General features: G+C 58.8%; 16 protein-coding genes and 3 pseudogenes. 13 read left to right on the top strand and 6 right to left on the bottom strand.

All coding sequences use genetic code 11. From position 1 onward, the window contains the following. The first annotated feature begins 105 nt into the window (after positions 1–105). From BLU15_RS29095 to BLU15_RS29105, 3 genes are all read left to right on the top strand, one after another. Positions 106–2,304: a type I secretion system permease/ATPase gene (locus BLU15_RS29095; RefSeq protein WP_090300181.1), complete on the top strand. Its 2,199-nt coding sequence runs from the start codon at positions 106–108 to the stop codon at positions 2,302–2,304. Then, complete coding sequence (locus BLU15_RS29100; RefSeq protein ID WP_090300183.1) at positions 2,301–3,764, top strand: HlyD family type I secretion periplasmic adaptor subunit; 1,464 nt, start codon at positions 2,301–2,303, stop codon at positions 3,762–3,764. The genes BLU15_RS29095 and BLU15_RS29100 overlap by 4 nt, the downstream gene beginning before the upstream one ends. Positions 3,765–3,880: 116 nt before the next feature. Further along, positions 3,881–4,396 (top strand): hypothetical protein, encoded by a 516-nt coding sequence (locus BLU15_RS29105; RefSeq protein ID WP_090300185.1) that lies wholly within the window; start codon positions 3,881–3,883, stop codon positions 4,394–4,396. A 100-nt stretch (positions 4,397–4,496) separates the two neighbouring features. On the opposite strand, the gene BLU15_RS29110 is transcribed toward BLU15_RS29105, so the two are convergent. Further along, complete coding sequence (locus BLU15_RS29110; RefSeq protein WP_090300186.1) at positions 4,497–4,697, bottom strand: helix-turn-helix domain-containing protein; 201 nt, start codon at positions 4,695–4,697, stop codon at positions 4,497–4,499. Between the two features lie 267 nt (positions 4,698–4,964). Here BLU15_RS29110 and BLU15_RS29115 point away from each other — a divergent pair. The 3 genes and pseudogenes from BLU15_RS29115 (at position 4,965) to BLU15_RS29125 (ending at position 8,980) form a co-directional block, all read left to right on the top strand. Further along, positions 4,965–5,974, top strand: a pseudogene (locus tag BLU15_RS29115) (IS110 family transposase). 284 nt (positions 5,975–6,258) lie between these two features. Continuing rightward, positions 6,259–7,137 (top strand): annotated as a pseudogene (locus BLU15_RS29120) (LysR family transcriptional regulator). Between the two features lie 331 nt (positions 7,138–7,468). After that, positions 7,469–8,980 carry a MocR-like pyridoxine biosynthesis transcription factor PdxR gene (locus BLU15_RS29125; RefSeq protein WP_090300188.1) on the top strand — a complete coding sequence of 504 codons (1,512 nt, stop codon included), beginning with the start codon at positions 7,469–7,471 and terminating at the stop codon, positions 8,978–8,980. Between the two features lie 42 nt (positions 8,981–9,022). Here BLU15_RS29125 and BLU15_RS29130 read toward each other — a convergent pair whose 3' ends face one another. Genes BLU15_RS29130 through BLU15_RS29145 form a run of 4 tightly spaced genes read right to left on the bottom strand, consistent with a single transcriptional unit; the run spans position 9,023 to position 14,330 of the window. Beyond that, positions 9,023–9,841, bottom strand: a complete 819-nt coding sequence (locus BLU15_RS29130; protein WP_210187472.1) for an ABC transporter permease — start codon at positions 9,839–9,841, stop codon at positions 9,023–9,025. Positions 9,842–9,855: 14 nt separating this feature from the next. Next, on the bottom strand, positions 9,856–10,797 hold the full coding sequence (locus tag BLU15_RS29135; RefSeq protein ID WP_090300190.1) for an ABC transporter permease: 942 nt from the start codon (positions 10,795–10,797) through the stop codon (positions 9,856–9,858). 56 nt (positions 10,798–10,853) lie between these two features. Continuing rightward, on the bottom strand, positions 10,854–12,476 hold the full coding sequence (locus BLU15_RS29140; RefSeq protein ID WP_090300192.1) for an ABC transporter substrate-binding protein: 1,623 nt from the start codon (positions 12,474–12,476) through the stop codon (positions 10,854–10,856). A 60-nt stretch (positions 12,477–12,536) separates the two neighbouring features. Further along, positions 12,537–14,330 carry an ABC transporter ATP-binding protein gene (locus BLU15_RS29145; RefSeq protein ID WP_090300193.1) on the bottom strand — a complete coding sequence of 598 codons (1,794 nt, stop codon included), beginning with the start codon at positions 14,328–14,330 and terminating at the stop codon, positions 12,537–12,539. 285 nt (positions 14,331–14,615) lie between these two features. Here BLU15_RS29145 and BLU15_RS29150 point away from each other — a divergent pair, with 285 nt between their 5' ends. From BLU15_RS29150 to BLU15_RS40960, 7 genes and pseudogenes are all read left to right on the top strand, one after another. Beyond that, positions 14,616–16,154, top strand: a complete 1,539-nt coding sequence (locus BLU15_RS29150; RefSeq protein ID WP_090300210.1) for a M81 family metallopeptidase — start codon at positions 14,616–14,618, stop codon at positions 16,152–16,154. Between the two features lie 118 nt (positions 16,155–16,272). Further along, positions 16,273–16,953 carry a pyridoxamine 5'-phosphate oxidase family protein gene (locus tag BLU15_RS29155; RefSeq protein WP_090300195.1) on the top strand — a complete coding sequence of 227 codons (681 nt, stop codon included), beginning with the start codon at positions 16,273–16,275 and terminating at the stop codon, positions 16,951–16,953. Positions 16,954–17,048: 95 nt separating this feature from the next. Continuing rightward, complete coding sequence (locus tag BLU15_RS29160; protein ID WP_090300197.1) at positions 17,049–18,263, top strand: LL-diaminopimelate aminotransferase; 1,215 nt, start codon at positions 17,049–17,051, stop codon at positions 18,261–18,263. 23 nt (positions 18,264–18,286) lie between these two features. Beyond that, the gene (locus BLU15_RS29165) at positions 18,287–19,042 is read left to right on the top strand and encodes a YggS family pyridoxal phosphate-dependent enzyme (RefSeq protein ID WP_090300199.1); all 756 of its coding nucleotides are present in this window, start codon (positions 18,287–18,289) and stop codon (positions 19,040–19,042) included. A gap of 63 nt (positions 19,043–19,105) precedes the next feature. Continuing rightward, complete coding sequence (gene proC, locus BLU15_RS29170; protein WP_090300201.1) at positions 19,106–19,927, top strand: pyrroline-5-carboxylate reductase; 822 nt, start codon at positions 19,106–19,108, stop codon at positions 19,925–19,927. Between the two features lie 161 nt (positions 19,928–20,088). After that, positions 20,089–20,286 carry a hypothetical protein gene (locus BLU15_RS40955; RefSeq protein ID WP_371590140.1) on the top strand — a complete coding sequence of 66 codons (198 nt, stop codon included), beginning with the start codon at positions 20,089–20,091 and terminating at the stop codon, positions 20,284–20,286. 320 nt (positions 20,287–20,606) lie between these two features. Beyond that, positions 20,607–20,828: pseudogene (locus BLU15_RS40960) on the top strand (transposase); the annotation flags it as partial. A gap of 326 nt (positions 20,829–21,154) precedes the next feature. Here BLU15_RS40960 and BLU15_RS29185 read toward each other — a convergent pair. Continuing rightward, positions 21,155–21,726 (bottom strand): IS30 family transposase (locus tag BLU15_RS29185; RefSeq protein WP_143034284.1); only part of this gene is annotated, 572 nt, incomplete at its 5' end.

Here is a 21,726-nt window from a genome sequence, read left to right on the forward strand (position 1 = left end):
GGCTTTGACCTCAACGATCTGCCCACCTCCCTTGGGGGTGGGCAGATCGCTATTGCGCGCCTTGCCGCGCAACCCCCTTTTGCCTCCAAAAATTTGCGCGGTTTCATGAATACCCTTCCGCTTCCCCGAGACGTCTCCCCAGTATCGGAGGTGCCGCAGCCACAGCCTGACCCCGGCCTGACCGCGCTCTGCCTTGTTGCCGGCTATTACCGGATCGCGGCACAGCCTGAGGTGCTGTCTAAGCAACTGGCTCTCGGCGAGCCCGCAGTTGCCGACGATGTGCTGCGGGCGGCCCGGCTGGTCGGATTGAAGGCACGACGTGTTTCCGGCGTTTCCGAACGGCGCCTGAGTGGCCTGCCGACCCCCGCGGTTGCCTGCCTTGTTGATGGCGGCTTTGCGATCCTGGCAGGCGCAAACTCGGCCGGTCAGATGCGGCTGGTCAATCCTGTCAACATGGAAACCGAGGAACTTGAGCCGCGTGAACTTCTTCAGCGCACCGGCGGCTGCTTCATCCTGCTGCAGCGCAAGTTCTTAGGCGCAGGGGCGTCGGCTACCGGCTTCGGTTTTCGCTGGTTCCTGCCGTCGATCTGGCGTTATCGCCGGTCGCTCGGTCACGTGCTGATCGCTAGCCTGTTCATCCAGTTGTTCGCGCTGGTGACGCCCTTGTTCTTCCAGGTGGTGGTCGACAAGGTGCTGGCCCATCGCAGCTATTCGACCTTGACGGTTCTCGTCATCGGACTGGTGGTCATCGGCCTGTTCGACGTCATCCTGCAATATCTTCGAACCTATGCGCTGTCGCACACGACGAGCCGCATTGACGTCGAGCTTGGACGCCGGCTGTTTCGACATCTGCTCAACCTGCCGCTCAACTACTTCGAGACCCGGGCGGCCGGCCAGACGGTGGCGCGCATGCGTGAGCTCGAGACGATCCGCGAGTTTCTGACGGGGCAGGGACTATTCAGCGGCCTCGACTTCATCTTCGCCTTCGTCTTCATCGCCGTTTTGTTTGCCTATTCGACGACACTCGCCTGGATCGTCGTTGCCTCCATCCCGTTCTACATCGCCATCGGCTTTCTGATCCGGCCGTTCCTGCGTGAACGCATCGACGAGAAGTTTGATCGCGGCGCCTACAGCCAGCAGCTCCTGGTCGAATCCGTCGTCGGCATGCAGACACTGAAGGCATCGGCAATAGAGCCTGTCGTCGCCTCGCAGTGGGAAGAGCGGCTGGCCGCCTATGTGCGCTCTTCCTTTGCGGCAACCATGCTGGCGGCCAAGGGGCAGAACGCCATCCAGTATGTCAGCAAGCTGACGAGCGCTGCCCTGCTTCTGTTCGGTGCTCAGGCAGTGATCGATGGCAGCTTGAGTGTCGGCGCGTTGGTGGCCTTCAACATGATCGCCGGACAGGTGGCACAGCCGATCCTGCGACTGTCGCAGCTCTGGCAAGATTTCCAGCAGGTGCAGATCTCGGTGTCGCGCCTTGCCGACATTCTCAACGCGCCGTCAGAGCCGCGACCGGCCCAGCCGGTCGCGCTGCCAAAACCGCGCGGCGGGATCTCTTTCAAGCATGTGAGCTTCCGCTATTCGCAAAACGGGCCGGAGGTTCTGAAGAACGTCGATCTGGACGTTCAGCCCGGTGAGGTGATCGGCATCGTCGGCCCGTCCGGATCGGGAAAGTCGACGCTCACCAAGCTGATGCAGCGGTTCTATATCCCCAATTCCGGTCAGGTGTTTGTCGACGGCCAGGATATCGCCCAGGTCGATCCTGCCTGGCTGCGCTCCCATGTCGGCGTCGTGCTGCAGGAGAACCTGTTGTTCAATCGCACGATCCACGACAACATCGCCCTTTCCAATCCCGCGATGTCACGCGAGGCCGTCATCAACCTTGCCCGGCTTTCGGGCGCCGACGAGTTCATCGTCAAACTGCCGAACGGCTACGAGACGATGATCGAGGAGCGTGGCGCCAACCTGTCGGGCGGTCAACGGCAGCGGATCGCCATTGCCCGTGCACTTTCGACCAATCCGCCGATGCTGATCCTCGATGAGGCAACCAGTGCGCTCGACTATGACAGCGAGCGCATCGTGCTTGCCAACATGCGCCAGATCGTGCGCGGCCGTACCGTGATCATCATCGCCCACCGGCTGGCGACCGTGCGTGCCTGCAACCGCATCATCGGCATGTCGGAAGGGCGTATCGTCGAGGTCGGCAATCACGACCAGTTGCTGGCACGCAAGGATGGACTTTATGCCCATCTGTGGCGGCTGCAGAACGGCATGTCCGATGTGGCCGTGGAGGCGCAGGGATGAGCCGTTCTTCAAGCCGTTCGACGAAGCAAAGCAACCGTGCCGACAATGAGTTCCTGCCGGCGGCGATCGAGATCCTGGAAACGCCGGCGTCACCGGTGCGAGCGGCGATGATCTGGCTGATCTGCGTGCTCGCGGCGCTCGCACTGATTTGGGCCTATTTTGGCAAGTTCGATATCGTCGCGACCGCTCAAGGTAAGATCCAGCCAGTTGGCCGGGTGAAGATCGTCCAGTCCGAGGAACCAGGCCGGGTGATCACGGCAAATGCCGTCAACGGTATCCGGGTGCAGAAGGGTGAGGTGCTGATCGAGCTTGATCCGACGACCGCGCGGGCCGAGGAGCAGGCGCTGAAGCTGCGGCTCGACGCATTGCGCGCCGAGATCGTGAGGCGGCAGGCGCAGCGGAATACCGTGTCGACCTGGGCCAAGAGTGATCTGTGGGCGAATGCCAGCGGGCCCGCGTCCCTGGTCATCGCCTTTCCCAAGGAAACGCTCGGCTCGACGGTCGAGCGCGAGCAACAGCTCTACGACGCCGAACTGGCGAAGCTTTCCGGCGCGATCACCAATCTCAAGGCTCAATACCGCAAGGGCGTCGCCCAGGTCGATCGTCTCGAGCACACGATTGCTGCCCAGCAGACGTTCGTCTCCACCCTGTCCCAACGCGTTTCGATGCGCAGCCGGCTTGTCGATGTCGAGGCCGGCACCAAGGCGGCGATGATCGACGCCCAGGAAACGCTGCAGGAGGCCGAGCGTGACCTCGTCAGCCAAAAGGGCGAACATCAGGAGGCAAGGACAGCACTCGATGTGCTGAAGTCTGAGGCGGACAGCCAGTTCAGCACCTACCAGTCGGAGAACATGCAGCGTCTGGCCGAAGCCATGCGCGAGGCGGAGCAGGCGGTACAGGAACTCGCAAAGGCAAGTCGGCGCCTATCTGCCATGACCATTCGCAGCCCGGAAACCGGCATCGTTCAGGCATCGGCGATCACGACCGTCGGCCAGGTGCTGACACCGGGCACGGAATTGATGCGGATCGTCCCGAGCGACCAGAAGCTGGAGATCGAAGCGTATCTGCCAAACCGCGACATCGGCTTCGTCGAGGCGGGCGACGAGGCAGTCATCAAGGTGGAGGCGTTCCCGTTCACCCGATACGGCATTCTGCACGGCAAGGTCATCCGTGTCGCCACCGACGCCATCCCCGAACCCGATGCCCGCCAGCTTGAGGAAATGTCATCCGGCAATCTGCAATCGACCGTTCCGGTCAGCAATGCCCAGCGCGTCCAGAACCTCGTCTATCCCGTGATCATCGAGCCGATCGAAACTGACATTCAGGTCGACGGCAAATCAGTTCCGCTGACCCCGGGCATGACGGTGACGATTGAGATCAAGACCGGTCAGCGCCGCATTCTCGAATATCTGTTCTCGCCCCTGGTCGAGGTCGCCTCCGGCGCGATGAAGGAACGGTGAAGGAAGTGGTCCGGGGATGGTGGAGTTCCTGAGCATCGGAGCTCTGCCTACAACCATCCCCCCGAAGAGTAGCTTTTCTTTCGCCCATTAAGATTGCCAAGCGAGTGGAACCACCTATGCCTGAGACTAACAACCTGATGCCTTTCTATCGCCACTATACTCTTGTCGCATTCGCCACCTCTCTTATGTTCATGTTTGGAGCAGCAGTCTATCAGCGCTATATTGGGTCGCTTCCAAACAGCGTAGGAACGGGCGCCTCCATTGGGCTATTGTTTGCCGTCGGCGGGGTCTCGGCGGAAAGGTTCATTCGGGTAAACGGGCGCGCGCCCAACCTGGCCGAAATGAGGCGGCTTGCATCCGTTGGCTCGTTTCTATCGAGCGTCATGGGCCTGGTAGCCGGCCTGACTATGGTGGCTTTCCACTACGTTATGGCGTTTCTGATCGCTCATCCAGTCTATCAGCTCTCATACTATGTTATGCGCCAGCAACTCGTGGCGATGTGGATGGATCTTGGAACCGGCCTGCTGCTTCTAATTCTTGGTGGAGCAGGCGTGTTCTCTTGGATCCTTGGATACGGGATTTTGCGATGGACCTATGAACGGTCTGCCCGAAAATTCTCGTTGAGGCGGTGAAGCTGGCAATTCGGTCCGCGAGGCCTGTTTCAGCGTTGCCGTTGGTGCGTCCAGTATCACATAATGTATCGTTGGGAACCGAACTGCTGGTCGACGGGCGTCAGCCCTTTTCTGCTTCGCGCATAAGGGTATAGGGGTCGGCGCCAATTGCTCGACAGACCTTCACGAACTCCGCAGCATCCAGGCGCCGTTCGCCGAGTTCAAACTTGGACACGAATGTTTGACGCTGTCCAATCCGCTCGCCGAGTTCGACCTGCGTCACATTGGCGGCTTTTCGCGCGGCTACGAGACCGTCGATCATGCGACCATAAACGATTGCGTGGAATGAAGACAATTTCGATCGCCAGTTAGAGAAAACTGACGCACTGAATAAAACCGATTTTCGGATACCCCAAAATAGGGTATTGATGGTTGTAGCGTGCCTTGATGCTCGCGTTTTCAACTCGCTTGTGGATCGGAGCTGCCGTGTTGGGGTGGACGGCTCCCAACGGCATCAGATGTGCCAGAATGAGTTCGTTGAAAGCTCAATCGAGGGAGACCGTCCGCGGAACAGATTATCCGAATTGGAATGGATACGTCAAAGAGCGTGTTCCAATTGCATGGCGTGAATGCAAGCGAGCATACGGTTCTTCGCAAAAAGCTGTCACGCAGAGAAATGGTGAAGTTCTTCGAGAAGACGCCGCCGACCACTATTGCGCTTGAGGCCTGCGGTGGCTCGCATCATTGGGCGAGGTTGTTGAGTTCATTCGGCCATGAGGTGAAGTTGATCGCGCCGCAACTGGCAAAGCCTTATGTCAAACGCGGCAAGAACGACGCGGCGGATGCGGAAGCTTTGTGTGAGGCGATGAGCCGACCCACCATGCGGTTCGTGCCGGTGAAGACTGCGAACCAACAGGCGGCCTTGATGCTGGTCGGTGTGCGCGAGAGGCTGATCCGCAATCGGACGCAGCTCGCCAATGCCATTCGCGGTTTTGCCATGGAGTTCGGCATCGTCGCGGCCAAAGGCATGTGCCGGATCGAACCGTTGCTGGAGCGCATAGCGGCTGATCAATCTCTGCCGGAACTGGCGCGCGAGCTCTTCGCCATGCACGGTCAGGAATATCGCGACCTGCTTGCCGAGACCAAAACGATCGATGAAAAGCTGATGGAGCTGCATCGCGCCGACGAATGCAGCAAACGCCTGGCCGAAATTCCGGGTGTCGGACCGATCGGCGCATCGCTCTTGATGATGAAAACCCTCACCCGCGGATGTTTAAATCCGGGCGTGATTTTGCTGCCTGGATTGGTCTGACACCCAAAGACCATTCGACCGCCGGAAAGGTCAGGCTTGGTGTGATCACCCGTGCCGGCGATGAAATACTGCGAAGCATATTGGTGGTTGGTGCGACCGCTCTTCTTCAGCACGTTAGAACAGGCCGAAGCAGGCATTCTTCCCGCTGGCTCGTCGACCTTCTGCAACGGAAGAAACCGAAGCTGGTTGCAGTGGCGCTGGCCAACAAGATCGCCCGAATTGCCTGGAAGCTTATGGTGAGCGGCGAGACGTACCAGAGGCCAAAGGAACAAATACAGGCCGTATAAGAGATTGGCCAGCACGGTGAGCGGAGACAAAGTGCTACCGTGCGAGCTGATGCCGTAAACTTGCAAGAGAAAAGCAGATGGTGTGATGGATCGATCCAAGACGCGTGATACTCCGTTAGTTCCGATGGCCTTTAAAGGCCGTTGCCGTGTTAGGAACTCGCGTCGCGGAAACCATCTTGGCCAGTGGTCATGTGCGGCCACACCCAAAGGCCGCACATATGGAAGCAAGCGATCCGATCAAAAAATATCTGCAGAAACCACTTGCAAGCGGGCGCCGTCCACATATGGAACTTCGCCAACTCTCCTATTTCGTGGCGGTTGCCGAGGAGCTGCATTTCGGTCGGGCGGCAGCCCGGGTGCATATCAACCGGCCTTGAGCTGCCAGATCCAGTCGCTGGAAAAGGAGCTCGGTGTGCAGCTGTTCATCCGCTCGACACGGCGGGTGGAACTGACAAGGGCAGGGGCGGTCTATTATGATCGCTGTGTGCGGATCCTCGGCGATGTCGATCTGTCGGCCGAAGTGGTCCGCTCGGTTGACGGCAAGGCGGTCAGGAAGATCCGGATTGGAACGATCTATCCGGCAACGATCGGTGTGCTGCCGGCATTTCTCGCGCGCATCGGCCGCAAGTACCCCGATATCGAGCTGCATATTTCCAGCGGCTCGACCAACGATATCATCCGCGGGCTCGAGAACGGCCAGATCAATCTCGGCTTCATCCGCCCGGTCGAAAACATCGGCTCGCTCAGGTTCTTCTCCATCGCGCATGAGCGCTACCTGCTGGCGGTCGAAAAAAAACAGCGCCCGAAGCGAAATCGGCATCGAGGATTTGAAGGGTGAGAAGATCATCTCGTTCTCGCGGCAGAACCTCTCCTATACCGAGCGCTATTTCGCGGAGAAGTTCGAGGAGCACGATCTTTCAAAGAGCGTCGCCTATACCTGCGACGACACCTTCTCGCTGATATCACTGGTGTCGGCCGGCCTTGGCATCGGCTTTGCGCCGGAATGGACGCTGGATCTGCCAAATCGCAATTTCGAGCTCAGGAAGGTGAGGGGTGTCGACTTCAGGATCGGGCTTGGGGTCGCGTGGTCCAAGGATGACCCGACGGCTGCCCGCGATGACATCATCGATATCGCCCGGTCGTTGGTGAGGCCGGGTAGGTGAGAGATGAGTGACCGCAACTGGGCGATCCCTCAATCGGGCGGAGCGGCTTGCCGGGGGTAGTCGGTCTCGGTTGCAGTCCTTGCCGGCGCCATGCTGAAGCTCCTGCTGCGACCCCTTTTAACCGGTCAAGCCGCGTGCGAACGGGCTCCGACAGCTTGGCTGCCGCCGCCTGGTATGCTCATCTTTCTCCTGATACTCGCCACAATATGGCGGAGAGATCGCTGGCCTCATTCGCGGTCTCAGCGCGCGCTATCGCGCTTGGGCGGTACTTGACATCCCAAGAATTGGTTGCCCAAATAAAGAAAAATTGACGTTCTTGGGAACCATTTCTATGGCAGGCATCTTGGACAGAAAAGGCACGGCGGGCGTGCTGCTCGGAATCTCGTTGGCGCGTGGCGGTGAAGAGAGCTATCTTTCTCAACTCTATCAACGGCTGCGTGACCTCATCTTGAGTGGACAATTGTCGCCTGGCGAGCGGTTACCCTCATCTCGGGTGCTGGCCGACGAAATCGGCGTCTCCCGAAACACGGTCATGACGGTCTACGAACAGTTGCAGGCGGAAGGGTACGTTGCGGGTGTCGTCGGCTCGGGGACCCGGGTAGCAGCAGTCCTTCCGGAGGGCCTTCTCAATGCCGAGGCTGATACCACAGCGGGGGGATCGAGCCTTTCGCCGGAGATTTCTCAGCGAAGTCAAGCCGTAGCAGAAATGGCATTGAGCGGCGCAACCTGGCTTCCGGCATTCAGCCCGGGAATGCCGGCCATCGACAGGTTTCCGTTCGCGACCTGGTCGAAGCTTCTTTCAGAAGAGTGGAAGAACCCGGGCCTTGCCGCCCTGACGAGCGATCCGGGTGGCTACTGGCCGCTTCGCGAACATATCGCGACATACGTCCGAGGCGCGCGCGGCGTCACCTGCGAGGCAGATCAGGTCATCATCGTGTCGGGCAATCGCGAGGGGACGGAGCTGGCAGCGCGCGTACTTCTCGACACCGGCGAGTCCGCGATCGTCGAAGAGCCGGGTTACGCAGGCGTTCGCTCAGCCCTTACATCCGCCGGTATCCACCTTCTCCCGCTTGAAGTGGACGCTGAGGGCCTGATGCTGTCGGAAATGTCGGCAAGGCATCAAACGGCCAAACTGCTTTGCACGGCACCATCTCATCATTACCCTCTTGGTGGAACAACCTCGCTCGCGCGCAGGCTGGCCATTTTGGACTGGTGTCGGAAGAATGCCTGCTGGATACTGGAAGACGATTATGACAGCGAGTTTCGTTACTCTGAGCGTCCTTTGCCGTCGTTGCAAAGCCTCGCGCCGTCCGCAAATGTCATTTACGTCGGCACATTCTCCAAAACCCTGTTTCCATCCCTGAGAATAGGCTACCTCATTGTACCCAAGTCGCTGATCCAGCCCTTCATTCAGATGAAGCTGGCGGCCTCCGGGCCGACGACCATGGTCTCTCAACGGGCAATTGCGCGTTTCTTCGATGGAGATCTGTTCTATCGTCATGTCCGGACGATGCGTAAGCTCTATCAGCATCGCCGCGCGGCTTTGGTGGGCGCGCTTCAAGAGTACCTGCCGCAGCTCGTCATACCGCTCCAGCAAGACGCAGGCCTATTTCTTCGAACGGAATTGGATGGCGGACTTGCTCGTGTCGGCGACATGGAAATCGCACGACGCGCGCGCTCCCTTGGTCTCCATGTCGAGCCGCTGTCAGCGACCTATATGGGAAAACAAGGCAAGCAAGGGCTGATATTCGGATTTGGCGCCGTGGACGAAGATACTGTGGTCGCGCACGTCAAGCGGCTCGCGGGCCTGTTACAGCAGACGTTGAATGATTACACCGGCTGAGTATCTGTCAGCCGGCGCTTCTCTAGGCGCAGATAAGTCTCGCTAAGCTGTCTTTGGCGACGAGCGCTCGAGATCGTCCCGCAAATCATCAAGCACGATGTTTGCGGACAACACGAGCAGCGCTATGAGCAGGCCGGGAAAGACGATGCCCCAGGGCGAGACTGAAATGTAGTCACGCCCTTGCGCAACGACGTTGCCCCAGCTCGGCATATCCGGTGGAACACCGACACCGAGAAAGCTCAAGTAAGCTTCAACAAGCACTGCCAGGGCGCCCACATAGACCATCTGGACCAGAAGCGGTGCAATGGTGTTTGGCGCGACATGGCGAAAGAGTATGCGTGTGAAGCTAGCTCCCATGGAGATGGCCGCTTCGACGTAAAGCATCTCCCTTATGGACAGCACGAGGCCGCGCACCAGCCGCGTCGTTCGGGGTATCTCCGGCACGGCGATAGCGACGACAACCATTTCGATGCGCGCCGAAAACATGGCCGCCAATGCGATTGCCAGCAGCATTTCCGGGATCGCCATGATGCCATCCATGATGCGCATGATGACGCCGTCCAAAGGACGCACGAACCCCGCCAGTAGCCCGAACAAAAGACCGAGCAAGCCGGTCAGGATGGGCACTGCCACAGCGACGAGAAGGGAAACCTGAGTACCGTAAAGCACGCGTGAGAAGATATCTCGACCGAGGTTGTCAGTGCCGAACAGATGCTCGACAGACGGCGGCTCCAAGCGGTTGAGCGGATCGATTTGAGTGGGGACGTAAGGGGCTAGATAAGGAGCCAGAAGGCCGCTTACGATGATCACCACGATGATGGACAGCGAGATCGCTGCAGGAATTGACAGCTTGAGTTTCATGACCGCCCCCAGTTTCAGCCGCGGATCCGTGGATCGAGCATCGTGTACGAGATGTCGATCGCGAGATTGATGACGACATAAATCGCCGAGAACAAAAGGATTGTACCCTGAATGACCGGATAATCGCGCCGCGCGATCGCATCGACCACAAGCCTGCCAAGACCTGGAATGGCATAGACGCTTTCTGTCACCACAACTCCGCCGATTACAATTGCGAATGCGGAGCCAATCGTCGTGACAACCGGGATAGAGGCGTTGCGAAGTGCGTGCTTGAACAAGAGCGATGCTGTTCCCACGCCCTTGGCCCGTGCAGTTCGAATGTAATCGGACCGAAGCACTTCGAGCATGCTGGTGCGCGTTATGCGTGCGATAATTGCGGTGAAAACAAGTGTCACCGTGAGTACGGGCATGGCGAGGGTACGCGCAGTACCGACCGGATCTTCAAAAATGGAGACATAACCGGATGTGGGGAGCCAGTGCAGGCCAAGCGCGAATGCGTAGATGAGGAGATAAGCGGTCACGAAAACCGGGGTAGAAAAGCCCGCCGTCGCGATCAGGAGGATAATGCGGTCCGCGACCCCTCCCTTTTTCCATGCCGCCACTATTCCTGCCGGCACGGCGATCAAGCTCGACAACAAAATGACAGCGACTGCGATAATCAGCGTGGGCTCGATGCGCTGACGAAAAAGTTCGATTACCGGCAGTCCGGAGAACACCGAAATGCCGAGATCCCCCTGGGTGGCACGACCCAGCCATGCCACATATTGTATAGGCAGTGCGCGATCCAACCCAAGTTGGCTTCGAAGTGCATTGAGCTCGTTCGTGCTCGCATAGTTGCCCAGTATGGCTGCGGCCGGATCGCCCGGCGCAAACCGGGCGAGCGAGAAGACGCACACGCTGACGACAAGCATGACCAAAATTGCACCGAGGATGCGGCGTATTATCAAAGCGACCATGTCTGGCCTCCATTCGGCGGAACGCAGCAAGGCTTTTTGCCTCGCTGCGCCTGCGGTTACGGATTGATCGTGAGGTTCCAGTAGACCGGGTAACTTCCCTTAAGGACGCCCTTGATCTGGCTGCGCCATGCCGACGCCTGATAGAACTGGCCGGTGTAGATTTGCGGCACGCTCGCGTAATACTGGACCTGGATGTCGTCGATGGCCTTGCGCTGATCTTCCGTCGTCGGCGCATCGATCCAGGCGGCACGAAGTGCCTCGATCTTGTCGTCCTTGGGCCAGCCGTACCATGCCGTCTTGGGGTCACCCGTCGCAACAAGCGCAAGATTGAAGGGATCCTTGAAGAAGCTGCCAGGCAGCCAGGTTCCAAAAATGTCCCATGCAACCTTCGGATCCTTGGCCGGATCGCCGGTGTTTTCGCGGCGTGACGTCAGGGTCGACCAGTCCATGGATTGGGGGTCGACCGCGAAGCCCGCCTGTCGCATGAATTCGACCAGTACGAGGCTCTGGTTCATCAATTGCTCGTCATCCGACGGGATCATGACGACAATTGGCCGGCCGTCGTAGCCGGACTTCTTGAGCAGATCCTTTGCCTTTTCGAGGTTCTGTCCCTTCCAATCTTCAGTACCGGCTGCAGTCTCGAACGGGACTGCTCCGCAACCGAAAATCGAGTAGCACACCCTGTACATGTCTTTGCTGCCGACCATGGTCGAAAGGATGCTCGGCTGATCGACAAGCGCTTGCATGGCCTGACGCGCATAAACGTTGTTGAAGGGCGGGTGCATCGTGTTGAGGCGGATTGCCCCCATCATGCCCTGGTTGTCGATGACCCCGACCGTGAAATTGGGATCCTGACGAAGGCTTTCGACAGCATCCTGTGGGGGAGAATAAAGGAAGTCCAGCTCGTCGTTTCGCAGCGCCTGCAAGGCAGTGTTGCCGTCCGGCATGTACCGCTCTTCCAATCGATCGACGTTCACGACCTTGCCGCCCGCCTGGCCGCTTGCCTTCTCGGAGCGCGGCTTGTACGTCGGTGACTTCTCGTAAACAACGACATCCCCTGGTCTCCAGAGGTCCTGGCGGAAAATGAAGGGGCCCGATCCGATCACCGTTGTGATCTGTGCTGACGGATCCGTTTTAGCTTCCTCCTCGCGCATGACGAACATCGGCAGAACCGGGTTTGCCAATCCGCGGATCAAGAGTGCAAAGGGCTTCTTGAGCCTGATCTCAAACGCCGTGGAATCAGTTTCGACGATGGTTTCGAGCCGCTCGTTCATGAGCTGCCCTTCGCTTCGCTTCTGGGCCCACCGTTTGATGGACGCGATCACGTCGCTGCTTTCGACCGGCGATCCGTCCGAGAAGACAAGGCCGTCGCGCAGCCTGAAGCGATAGATCAATCCGTCATCGGAGACCGAGTAGGTATCAACCATTTGCGGCTGAGGGGTTTCGTTTTCATCCATAGAGAACAGGGTGTCGTAAACCTTCAGGCCATGCATGATCGTAACGGCTGTGGTCGTCGAGACGGGATCGAGAATCTTTAGATCTGTGTCCGTTGCCGTCCTGAAAACTGTGGCATCGGCAAGGGTTGTCGTGGAAAGGAGCAGGGCAGCTGCAACACTGATCCTGGTTGCAGCACTGCGGAGAGGTCCGCGACCAATTTGGATATTCGTCTGCATGTTCATGTCGTTTCCCCTTTTTTGATGATTTGAGACGTTGGCATGTTCCCTCCTGGACCTTTCGGGCTAGCTGTCGGCGAGGACGAAGTGGTTCTCGCCCACGAGGGTGTAAGTCGCCGAGCGTGGCTGCTCGTGCAAAAGCCGAATGGCGCTTGGTGCCGGTGGCGCTTCGGAGTGTTGGTGTGCATGCCGCTGCGAGGGGTCGGGTCGCAGCACCGCGGAAAGAAGCCGTCGGGTGTAAGGATGTGCGGGGGATTGAAGGACCTGGCGCTTGCCGCCGAACTCGACGATGCGCCCCATGTGCATGACGGCGACACGATGGCTGATGCGCTCGACGATGCCCATATCGTGCGAGATGAAGAGATAGCTGAGCGCCTTTTCGCGCTGCAGGTCTATCAGCAGGTCGACGATCTGAGCCTGCACGGTGACGTCCAGTGCCGACACCGCCTCATCGAGAACGATAACAGAGGGAGCCGTCGCGAGCGCGCGCGCAATGCAGACGCGTTGGCGCTGTCCCCCCGACAGTTGTCGCGGTGAACGCTCTGCGAGGTTTGATGGAAGGCCCACGCTTTCGAGCAGAGTTCGTATCACGTCCGCTTTGTCTTTGATCTGCCCGTGGCCATGGATAATGAGCGGCTCGGCGATCAGGTCTCCGATCGTCATTTTCGGATTGAGCGAGGCGTAAGGGTCCTGAAAGACCATCTGCATGTTTGCGCGATAAGGTCGAAGCCGGGATCCCTTCAACCCGACCAGCTCCGTGTTGTGCAGCTTGACGCTTCCACTGTCCGCAGACAGCAGTTGCATGACAGTGCGCGCCATCGTTGACTTGCCCGAGCCACTTTCGCCAACGACGGCGATTGTCTCCCCGCGAAAAAGATCGAACGATACGCTGTCGACGGCCTGAAGGACGCGCGCGGGGCGGCGCAAATAGGGCGTGTTCTCGATAACGAAGGACTTGCAGAGCCCGCGAACCTCGAGAACCTGCTCCTTGTTCGGACAGGGACACGTCTCGTTGCGTGAAGGGGCCGACCTATCGAACTTGACAGGTTCGTCGACTTCAGAAGCCGATCCCAGGACCGGTACGGAAGCGAGCAGTCGCTTTGTATATTCCTGCTGCGGACTGTTGAACAAGGAAAGGACTTGCTGGCTTTCGACCATCTTGCCGTTCCGCATTACGATGACGTGGTCAGCGATCTGGGCAACGACACTCAGGTCGTGAGTAATGTATGCGACCGCCATTCCGATTTCCTGCTGGAGGTCGCGGATCAAGCCCAGCATCTCGGCCTGCACCGTTACGTCTAGCGCCGTCGTCGGTTCGTCGGCGATCAGCAGGGACGGCCGGCAGGCGAGAGCCATGGCGATCATGACGCGTTGGCGCATTCCGCCCGACAATTGATGAGGGTATTGTTGAAGCTTCTTTTCGGGATCTGTCAGTCGCGAGCGCCGCAAACTCTCAAGTGCAATCTTCTCCGCGTCACTCCTGGAGACCGCCTGGTGCAGCCGAATGGCCTCGGAAATTTGAGCACCGATGGTCATGACCGGATTGAGACTGGTCATCGGCTCCTGAAACACCATGGCGATGTCGGCGCCGCGTATTTTCCGCAGTTCCTGTTCAGGCTGCTGTAGAAGATCGACGGACCCACCGGCGCGCTGCAGCATCACGCGCCCGGAAAGGTTAGCTCCGTCAAGCAGCCGCATGATCGCCATGGCGGTGGTCGATTTGCCAGAGCCGCTTTCCCCCACAATTGCCAGCGTCTCGCCTTGGTGGATCTTGAAGCTGAGGCCATCGACGGCTCTAAAGGCGCCGTATTCGACCACGAGGTCCTGGATATCGATTAAGGGGCCAGATGTCTGGATCATCGACTATTCTCGGTTGTTGGTGATAGCGGCAGCGGCACCCATTCGGCCTTGGAATTGTTAGGTCCGCTCTGTTGCCTTCATGAGGAGAGCAGAAATGGCACCAGGAGAAGTGCCATTTACTGCTGGGTCGGCCATGCCACTTGTCCTGGGTGGGGCGGAGTGCACCGGGCGGCACCCGTCGAAAAAATGGATGGTACGGATTTCACGGAAATGGCCATTTCATTCGACCGCTTGTTGCCCTCACATTCGGTTCACATGTGAGAAATTGGATACGAGGACGGCATGATGAGCGAGAGTTTGAAGGTGTTTTGCGCAGGGCTGATGCATGAATCCCATAGCTTCTGCCCAATCCCGGCCGACCTTGCGACCTTCAAATCAACCGGAGGTATTCTCGTCGGTGACGAGGTCAGAAGCGAGTTCCACGGGACGAGAAGCGAGTTAGGTGCGATCTTCGATCTTTCGGACCGGTTGGGATGGAGCCTGCTTCACCCTCTGTTTGCCCACACGGTCCCGTCCGGGCCTGTGACTGCAGAAGCCTTTGAATACTTCAGCGCCATCATCGAGAAGGAGCTTGTGAGCAATCTTCCCGTGGACGGCGTTATCCTGGTGCTGCACGGGGCAATGCTGGTCGATGGTCTTGATGACGCTGAGGGAGAACTGCTGCGGCGCGTACGGGCACTGATCGGACCCGAGACGCCCATTGCCGTAACGTTCGATCTTCATGGAAACATCGGCACGGCGGTCGCCGAGCAGGCAAACATCGTCAGCAGTTATCGCACGACGCCGCACGTTGACCAATATGAGGCCGCGCTGCGCGCCGGAGAGTTGCTGCAGCGGACAATGGCGGGAGAAATCAATCCTCGGGTTGCATATGCGCAGCTCCCCATGTTCGATGCTCTGGACATGGGTCGTACGATAGCAGGGCATGGCCCGATGGGCGGGATCAACAGGCTGGCCGCTCAGGAGATCGAAAACCATCCTTCAATCCTCGACATCGCCATTCATGCGGGATTCGACTGGGCGGACAAATACTCCACCGGGCCAAGCGTCTTGGTCACATACGACGGAGATGAAACCCTCGCTCAATCGGTTGCCGACCAACTCATCGAATATGCGTGGCAGACGAAGGCCGAGAAGACTGTCGACATGTTGGGGATAGACGAAGTCATTCGGATCGCGCGCGAACCGGCAACGTCTAAAGGGCCCTTGCTGATCGGCGACTTCACAGATTGTCCGGGCGGCGCCGGTATGGGCGACAACACCAATATGCTCAAGGCGCTGATCGAGGCAAGGATCGAAGGAGTGGTCGTTGCATCAATCGCCGATCCGGCCGCTGTCGAAAAATGCCTTGCCGCTGGCGTAAACACCATCGTCGAGCTCGAACTTGGCGGAAGACTCCACGCGGTCTACAGCGGCAGCCCTTTGCATGTCACGGCCCGCGTGCTGACGGTTTCCGATGGTGTCGCGTTCCGTGCCGGCCCCTATTTCACCGGTACGAGAACGTATTTCGGTCCAAGCTGCCTGGTCGATATCGAAGGTGTACGCGTGATCATCGCGACCGAACGGGAACAGATCGACGATAGGGCCCAACTGCGGATCTTTGGTATCGATCCGGACGAGGAAAACATTCTCGTCTGCAAGGCGGTGAACCATTTTCGGGCGGACTTCGAGCCGATTTCCCGCCGGTTAATCTACGTGGACTCCGGCGGAGTCGTCTCGAGGAATTTCAAGCAGTTTGCCTACAGGAAAATAAGGCGCCCTATCTGGCCGTTGGATGCTGACGCGCGCGCGGAAAACCCCGCCAGCGAAGCTCGCCGCGCTTAGCGGCTGTCCCACTTGCTCACCCGGAAACTGAAAATCAACCGGCCCAAGTCGCCGGAGGTAGCTCTTCTGCGACCAGGAGCGCTGCAGACAACTGCTGTCATTCATCAATGAGGATATCATGAAAGAGAAGAGTTCCATCGATGCCTACCCGACCACCGAGCGGACGCGGATTCGGCGATTGCACGAGCGCGGCTCGCACGAGCGGCAGGAGGTCCACAAAATCCTCGACGAAGCGCCACTGTGTCATGTCGGCTACACGATCGATGGGGCGCCTTATGTCACCCCGACGTTGCACTGGCGGGCAGGCGACCGCGTTTATTGGCATGGATCGGCAGCGAGCCGTTTCCTGCGAAAGGCCGCTAACACCCAGGTCTGCCTAACCTGCAGCTTCATGGACGGCTACGTGCTTGCGCGATCGGCATTTTTTCACTCGGTCCGTTTTCGATCGGCCATGGTCTTCGGGGAGGCGAAGTTCCTGGAGGGCGACGACGAGAAGCTCGCTGCGCTACGTGATTTCGTGGACGGGCTTTTTCCGGGCCGTTGGGACACGCTTCGTCCCATGCAGCCCCAGGAATTGAAAGCGACGGCGGTCCTGTACATGGACATCGAAGAGGCGACAGCAAAGGTGCGCACAGGACATCCCAACGACCCGGAGGATGCGAACCATCCGGTGTGGGCCGGGGTCGTTCCCATGGAGCAGCGTTTAATCCCCGTCGAGCCGGCGCCGAACCTGATGGAGGGGGTTGCCGTTCCCGACTACATCTCCGAATTGCTTGCATCGGGCCGCCTGCGCGGATGAACGGACGAGCCGGCGGATTCGGTCGCGAGGCAACTTGCTGCAGCCACGCGGTCGACCCCGGCCGCAAGGCAAATACCCTGCGAGCGAGAAAGCACATGGCTGACTTTCACACAATTAAACGCCTGCCTGCCTACGTGTTTGAGCCGGTAAACCGGCTCAAGGAGCGTGCACTCGCAAACGGCGTAGACATCATCGATCTCGGTATGGGCAATCCGGACATGCCCACGCCGCCAGCGATCGTTGAGAAACTCCGCGAGGCGGTGATGGATCCGCGATCCCACCGCTACTCCACCTCGCGAGGGATAGCGGATCTGCGGCGCGCACAGGCCGCTTACTATGCACGGCGGTTCGGTGTGAAGCTCAACCCTGAAACCGAAGTGGCTGCCACCCTCGGCTCAAAGGAGGGATTTGCAAACATGGCACAGGCGATCACAGCACCTGGCGACGTCGTTTTGTGCCCCAACCCGACCTATCCCATCCATCCCTTCGGGTTTATCATGGCGGGAGGAGTTGTCCGCTCTATTTCAGGGCTTCCCGACGATACCTTTTTCGGTCCCGTCGAGCGCGCCATCCGCCATTCGATCCCCAAGCCGATTGCCATTGTGCTGAACTATCCAGCCAACCCTACGGGCCATGTCGCGAGTGTGGATTTCTACAAGGATGTTATCGCTTTTGCGAGAAAGCACCATTTGATCGTGCTTTCCGATCTGGCATATGCCGAAATCTACTTCGGCGACGAGCCGCCGCCTTCGGTGCTACAGGTGAACGGTGCTGCGGAGGTGGCGGTAGAGTTCACGACTATGTCCAAGGCGTTTGCCATGCCGGGTTGGCGGTTGGGCTTCGCCGTGGGCAACGAGCGCCTGCTGGCCGCACTTATGCGGGTAAAATCCTATCTCGACTACGGCGCGTTTACGCCGATCCAGATGGCCGCGGCCGCCGCGCTTGAAGGGGACGGTTCCGAGATTGCGGAGATACGATCGATCTACCGCCGGCGACGCGATGTCCTGGTGGAATCCTTCACTGAAGCTGGCTTGGAAGTCCCACCGCCAGATGCAGGCATGTTCGCATGGCTGCCGATCCCCAAGAGGTTCTCTGACCTCGGTTCAATTGGATTTTCGAAGCGACTGATTGAGCAAGCCAACGTCGCAGTTGCGCCAGGAATCGGTTTTGGCGATCAGGGGGACAACCACATCCGTGTCGCCCTTGTGGAGAATGAGCAGCGTATTCGTCAGGCGGCCGCCAGCATAGGCAAGGTCTTGTTATCGGCCGGACACGCGGCCGACTTCAAGCCAAAGCCCGCTTCTCGATGACAAGTAACCGGGTTGGATCGTTCATGTCGGACAAAAAGATTATCGAGGCCAATATCGAACACGTGCGGTTGCGCATCGATCGCGCCTGCAAGCGGGCCGGCCGCAAACCGGCGGATGTCCAACTGTTGTTGGCCACCAAAACCGTACCCCCCGAGCGTGTGGCTATCGCGCTGGAAACGGGCTGCCGGTTGCTAGGAGAGAACAAGGTCCAGGAGTTCCGGTCGAAAGCCGAACCCCTTCAATCGTTCTCGTATGAACGGCACTTCATAGGCCATCTTCAATCCAATAAGGTCAATGAGGTTTTGAATTATGTCAGCTGTATCCATTCAGTGGATAGCCTCCATCTCGCTGAGAAGCTCGACAAGCGGCTCGACACGCTGGGGCGACAACTGGACGTTTTTGTTCAGGTAAACACGTCCTATGAAGAGAGCAAGTTTGGCATCCCGCCCCATGCTGCGGAAGCACTCGTCCGGCAAGTTGCCACCCTGAAAAATCTTAGAATTCGGGGTCTGATGACGATAGGCAAGCTGTTTGCAACGGGAGATCGCGCGCGCCAGTGCTTTGCAGCGCTGCGCCAGGTCCGCGACAGTATCCAGGAGCTCGGGATTGCCGGTGTCGATCTGCATCATCTTTCCATGGGGATGACACCGGATTTCGAAGAGGCAATTTACGAAGGGGCGACGATCGTGCGCGTCGGGGCGGCCATTTTCGGAGTCCGACCCACACCGGATGGTTTTTTTTGGAACGAGCAAGACAGGGAAGGCCTGCAAGGCCTTTAGCTTTCGCGGACGGGAAAGTTGGCGTTACCGGCCAATACGCAACTTGCAGGGTGAGGAACGGTGATGACGAGTATCATTTTGGTGGGAGCAGGAAGCATGGGGTTCGCGATGCTCCAGATGTGGACTGCGAACGCCGTCTGGTCGATTACAGTCATCGAGCCGAACGAAGATATGCGTATGAGGGCCGGCGAACTTGGGGCCGATACATATGGTTCGCCCCACGAGATGCCGGGTAATCTGAAAGCCGACGTCGTAGTCATCGCGACGAAACCTAGGTTCGTTGCTGAGATTGTTTCAAACTGCAGCAGCCTGATTTTCAAGGATGGGTTCGTGATGTCCGTTGCGGCTGGCGTGACGTTGGACGAAATGGCCCAGAATGTGAAAGAACCACTTCCTCTCATTCGGTGTATGCCCAATACGCCCGCTGCAATAGGCGAGGGAATGATCGTTTGTTGCGCCAATCGACACTTCAAAGAAAGCCATCGGGTAGTAACGTTACCGCTTCTTTCCCAACTGGGATTGGTATCGTTTGTCGATGACGAAGCCCTCATGAACGCCGTCACCGCTGTGTCCGGTTCCGGACCTGCTTACGTCTTTCACTTCATCGAGGCGCTTCAGAAGGCAGGTGTTGATGCGGGGCTATCTGATGAATTCGCTTTGATGCTCGCAAAACAGACCGTATTTGGAGCGGCGAAACTTGCCCAGTCGAGCCATGAGGAGCCAGCGGCGCTCATTAAGAATGTAACGAGCCCCAATGGTACGACTGCCGCAGGGATGGCTGCTCTGAAAATCGGTCCGAAAACGCTGCTTCACATAGTGTCGGACGCGGTGGCGGCAGCTAGCGAAAGAGCCGGCGAGCTCTACACGAGTCCAGGAAAGAGGTGAAGCTGATCTCCTGTTCATCGGCCGACCGCTGGTTCGCTCCCCTTATACACTCTAAGATGGTGTAACGGGCTCACCCGGCACGGCAGGTTTGAAGGGCCGGTGGTCGTCCCTCACAATGAAGTCAGGAGTGGCCTGCTCCATAGCATCACGGAGAAACGACCATGAAGCAGTATGCGGGCATCGACGTATCCCTGGAATACTCGAGTGTGTGCGTGGTCGATGCGGATGGCCGCATCGTCCGGGAAGCAAAGATCCTCAGCGAGCCCGATGCGCTGATCGCCTGGTTCGGCGCGCATGGCGCGATGATGGAGCGCATTGGTCAACCGACAAGAAGGATGCCCGCGGCATTGTGCAGTTGATGCGGCTTGGCTGGTTCAGGCCGGTCCACTGCAAATCTCTCGCCGCCCAGGAGGTGCGTGCGCTGCTGACTGCCCGCAAGCTCATTCAGGGCAAGCTTCACGACATCGAGATGAGCATCCGGGGCATCCTGCGCGGCTTCGGCCTCAAGGTCGGGCCGACGACGCGGTGCACTTACGCGGGGCGCATTCGCGAACTGATTGCAGGCCATTCGACCTTGGAAGCGATCGCCTCTTCGCTGCTGAAGGTACGCGACGCGCTGGTGCAAGAATTTGCAGGTTTTGAGCGCACGCTGCGCGCCATCGCCCGTCAGGACGACAATGCCCTCAGGTTGATGACGACGCCCGGCGTTGGCGTCCTGGTGGCGCTGACGTTTGTGGCGGCCATCGATGCGCCGGAGCGATTCCGATCGTCACGCGCCGTGGGGCCGCACTTCGGATTGACGCCAAGGAAATATCAATCGGGCGAGACCGATCATAGCGGTCGCATCTCGAAGATCGGCGATGGCAGCGTGCGAACCGCGCTCTACGAGGCGGCCCACCTTCATCGCGCATCAGGGAGCGCCCACCCTGGTGGCTTGATCGGAGGAGACGACAAGACAGGTTTTCGGACGGGCACAACCATCAGTCCACCGGAGCAAGGTCCCTTCGCCGGGACGGTGGATAGGTTAGGCCGCTATGCGATCAGCAGCACGCGATGACTGCGCCTTCAAAGATTGGCCAACCTTCCTTGGCAGACACCATAGAACAGCGGCACAGCGCCGACTGCGGACAGAAGCAAGCACTCGGCGAGGGATTACGCTCACAAGGGATTGACGCAACGCGGGAGATCCTAACTGAAGTGCAACACGCCGGTTTTCAGGGTAGGGGTTCAGCCTCCCTCTTGCAAATGTGCCCGGAACACTTCGGCCGGCGTCTTGTAGTCGAGGCACTTTCTCGGCTGATTGTTGAGATGGCGCGCAAGCTGGACGAGCTTGCGTTGCGACACGGCTGCAAGATCGGTATCGCCTGGCATGAACCGGCGGATGCGCTTGTTGGTGTTTTCCACCGCACCCTTCTGCCACGGTGCACTGGGGTCACAAAACCAGCTCCGCGCGCCGATGCCATCTTCCAAAGCCCTGAAAGCGGTAAACTCCGTGCCGCGATCGAAGGTGAAGCTCTGCCGGGCAAAGGCTGGCAAGGGAGAGAACGTTTCGATGATCCTGTCCATGATGGGTCGTGAGTGCCGGCTCGGGTTCTTGATCATCACGGTGTAACGGCTCTTGCGCTCGATCAGCGAGGTTACGTTGGCGTTGCCTAAGTCACGTTGGAAGATCAACAAGTCGCCTTCCCAATGCCCGAACTGCGAACGATCACCAACGAAATCAGGACGTTGCGATATCCTGCAGGCAGCAGGAAAAGTGCCGTCGCGCGGTTTCCTCGAGCCGCGGGGGCGGCGTTTGC

This window comes from Ensifer sp. YR511, assembly GCF_900103045.1.
Taxonomy (GTDB): domain Bacteria; phylum Pseudomonadota; class Alphaproteobacteria; order Rhizobiales; family Rhizobiaceae; genus Ensifer; species Ensifer adhaerens.

What these genes read in the sequence shown, in the direction of transcription:
- BLU15_RS29095 (WP_090300181.1), top strand. Translation starts at nt 106, where the DNA reads ATGAATACCCTTCCGCTTCCCCGAGACGTCTCCCCAGTATCGGAGGTG.
- BLU15_RS29100 (WP_090300183.1), top strand. Translation starts at nt 2,301, where the DNA reads ATGAGCCGTTCTTCAAGCCGTTCGACGAAGCAAAGCAACCGTGCCGAC.
- BLU15_RS29105 (WP_090300185.1), top strand. Translation starts at nt 3,881, where the DNA reads ATGCCTGAGACTAACAACCTGATGCCTTTCTATCGCCACTATACTCTT.
- BLU15_RS29110 (WP_090300186.1), bottom strand. Translation starts at nt 4,697, where the DNA reads ATGATCGACGGTCTCGTAGCCGCGCGAAAAGCCGCCAATGTGACGCAG.
- BLU15_RS29125 (WP_090300188.1), top strand. Translation starts at nt 7,469, where the DNA reads ATGGCAGGCATCTTGGACAGAAAAGGCACGGCGGGCGTGCTGCTCGGA.
- BLU15_RS29130 (WP_210187472.1), bottom strand. Translation starts at nt 9,841, where the DNA reads ATGAAACTCAAGCTGTCAATTCCTGCAGCGATCTCGCTGTCCATCATC.
- BLU15_RS29135 (WP_090300190.1), bottom strand. Translation starts at nt 10,797, where the DNA reads ATGGTCGCTTTGATAATACGCCGCATCCTCGGTGCAATTTTGGTCATG.
- BLU15_RS29140 (WP_090300192.1), bottom strand. Translation starts at nt 12,476, where the DNA reads ATGAACATGCAGACGAATATCCAAATTGGTCGCGGACCTCTCCGCAGT.
- BLU15_RS29145 (WP_090300193.1), bottom strand. Translation starts at nt 14,330, where the DNA reads ATGATCCAGACATCTGGCCCCTTAATCGATATCCAGGACCTCGTGGTC.
- BLU15_RS29150 (WP_090300210.1), top strand. Translation starts at nt 14,616, where the DNA reads ATGAGCGAGAGTTTGAAGGTGTTTTGCGCAGGGCTGATGCATGAATCC.
- BLU15_RS29155 (WP_090300195.1), top strand. Translation starts at nt 16,273, where the DNA reads ATGAAAGAGAAGAGTTCCATCGATGCCTACCCGACCACCGAGCGGACG.
- BLU15_RS29160 (WP_090300197.1), top strand. Translation starts at nt 17,049, where the DNA reads ATGGCTGACTTTCACACAATTAAACGCCTGCCTGCCTACGTGTTTGAG.
- BLU15_RS29165 (WP_090300199.1), top strand. Translation starts at nt 18,287, where the DNA reads ATGTCGGACAAAAAGATTATCGAGGCCAATATCGAACACGTGCGGTTG.
- proC (WP_090300201.1), top strand. Translation starts at nt 19,106, where the DNA reads ATGACGAGTATCATTTTGGTGGGAGCAGGAAGCATGGGGTTCGCGATG.
- BLU15_RS40955 (WP_371590140.1), top strand. Translation starts at nt 20,089, where the DNA reads ATGAAGCAGTATGCGGGCATCGACGTATCCCTGGAATACTCGAGTGTG.